This is a genomic window from Corallococcus sp. 4LFB, from assembly GCF_046520365.1.
In the GTDB taxonomy this organism is placed as follows: domain Bacteria; phylum Myxococcota; class Myxococcia; order Myxococcales; family Myxococcaceae; genus Corallococcus; species Corallococcus caeni.
The window spans coordinates 1-2,235 of sequence record NZ_JBKGHJ010000837.1 but is presented as its reverse complement, the minus strand read 5'-3'; the positions used below and the strand labels follow the sequence as shown (position 1 = coordinate 2,235).

General features: G+C 74.0%; 3 protein-coding genes. All 3 read left to right on the top strand.

What is annotated here, in order from left to right:
* On the top strand, positions 1-772 hold a 772-nt coding region (locus tag ACLEQD_RS41785; RefSeq protein WP_410391480.1), incomplete at its 5' end, for an SAM-dependent methyltransferase.
* Positions 773-919: 147 nt separating this feature from the next.
* Positions 920-1,384 (top strand): hypothetical protein, encoded by a 465-nt coding sequence (locus ACLEQD_RS41780; protein WP_410391478.1) that lies wholly within the window; start codon positions 920-922, stop codon positions 1,382-1,384.
* A 220-nt stretch (positions 1,385-1,604) separates the two neighbouring features.
* Positions 1,605-2,235: metallophosphoesterase family protein (locus ACLEQD_RS41775; RefSeq protein WP_410391476.1), on the top strand; the 631-nt coding region annotated here is incomplete at its 3' end.

Here is a 2,235-nt window from a genome sequence, read left to right as displayed (position 1 = left end):
CAGTCACGGGGCTGGTGGACCGGCCTGCCCCGCCGGCACGCCGGGGCCGGAGCTGATGGAGCGCCTGCGGGGTTCGCAGGAAGCGCTGCTCGCGGAGCTGGCGCGCGCCATGGGCCCCTTCCCGGACGGCGGCGACGTGCTGGACGTGGGCAGCGTCCTGGGCGGCGGCGCGCTGTACTGGGCCCAGGAGCACCGCGCGCGGGTGACGACGATGGTGACCGTGCCCGCGCACCTGGAGCACGTGCGCAGGTTCGTGCACGAAGCCGGCATGTGCGCGCGCGTGCAGCCCCGGCTGTGCTCGGGCGAGCCGCCGCGAGGCCGCGAGTGCTACGACGCCGTCATCGCCGTGGAGCACACCTGCGCCCAGCCCCGCGCGGAGTGGCTGCGCCACGTGCACGCGCGGCTCAAGCCCGGCGGCGTGCTGGCCGTCGCGGACTGCTTCTGGGTGCGCCCCAACGCGGTGCACCCGTCCGAGGACGCGTGGCGCAAGCAGCTGGGCAGCGTGAACGCGTTCCTCGCCGACGCGCGCGAGGCGGGCCTGGAGCTGGAGGCGCACGACGACGTGTCCGCGCGGGCGGTGGGCTTCTGGACGCTGAGCTCGGAGCTGCTCATCCACGAGCACATGGCCTGTGCTTCCGGTGAGGCGAGGAACCTGCGCGCCGCGCTCAACGCCGTGCGCGCGGAGTCCCGGCGCGAGCACCTGTGGCTGCAACAGGGGCTGCTCGACGGCGGCCTGGAGTACGCGCTGCTCGTGCTGCGCCGCGAAGCGTGAAGCGCCGTGTGTGGACGGGCGGCCCGACGAGCGCCCACCCCATCCCCCGCGGGGCGGGCGACCCGGCGGAGTGCAGCCTCCGGACGATGCTCCCGCGACGCCCCACCCCCAGCCTTGGGTTCGTCACAACCAACACGGGGGTTCGACATGAAGGGCTTCACGCGATGGATGGTGCTGGGCGTGGTGGCGGGCGCGATGACCCTGACAGGGTGTCAGAGCAAGGACCGCTCGCAGGAAGGCATGGGCGGCGCCGGTGTCCAGCAGGGTGGGACGGGCGGCTCCGGAGGCACCCAGGGCACCGAGCCCAGCATGGGCACGCCACCGGACACGAGCCAGGGTCAGGACACGGGTTCGATGATGGAACCGGGCACGGGCGGCGCCGGTGACGCGGGCACGGGGGGGGCCGGTGACTCGGGCATGGGTGGCTCCGGCATGGAGGAGGGCTCCGGCTCCGGCATGGAGGGCTCCGGTGGCTCCGGCAGCACCCCGGGCAGCGACACCGGCGGCTCCATGACGCCGGGCTCCGGCAACGACATGGACTCGTCCGGCGGCAACGACACCACCGGGACGGGCGGCGACATGGGCGGCTCGGGGAATGAGCCCACCCGCTAGGCCCCGATGCATCGCGGCCTCGGGACGGCGCGGGCGGGCCGCGATGCCACGCCCGCGCCCATCCCTTCGTACCGGGGGGCTGGACACACGTCCAACGTGCCGGGTTTCCACCGGTGGACTCCGCGTGCGACCCCAGGACGTCCTCTGTGTCCACCGGCGCATCGCCCTCCGGGGTGGGAAAGTCGGGTAGGCGTCGGGACTCGGGTACGGTGCCCGCACGATGCGCTTCTCCTTCGTGCACGCCGCGGATCTCCATCTGGACACGCCGTTCCGGGGAGTGGCCACGCACGGCCCGCTCCTGGAGCGCTTCCAGCAGTCCACCTTCCACGCCCTCGCGCGCATCGTGGACGTGTGCCTGCGCGAGCGCGTGACGTTCCTGCTGCTGGCCGGGGACCTGTTCGACGTGAAGGACCGCTCGGTGCGCGCCCGGCTCACGCTGCGCACGGAGCTGGCGCGGCTGGACCGCGCGGGCATCCAGACCTTCATCGTCCACGGCAACCATGATCCGCTGAGCGGCGACACCGGCACGCTGGGGCTGCCCGCGTCGGTGAAGGTGTTCGGCCCGGAGTGGGAGGACGTGGAGGTGCGGCGCGAGGGCCGGCGCCTGTGCCACGTGCAGGGCGTGTCCTATCCGGACGTGGAGGTGCGCGAGAACCTGTCCGCGCGCTTCCGCCGCACCGGCGAGCACTTCAGCGTGGGCCTCTTGCACGCGAACCTGGGCGGCGACGCGGGCCACGCCAACTACGCGCCCTGCACGGCCGCGGACCTGGCGGCGGGCGGATTGGACTACTGGGCCCTGGGCCACGTGCACACGCGCGCGGAGCACCTGCTGCCCGGCGGCGGCGTGGCGG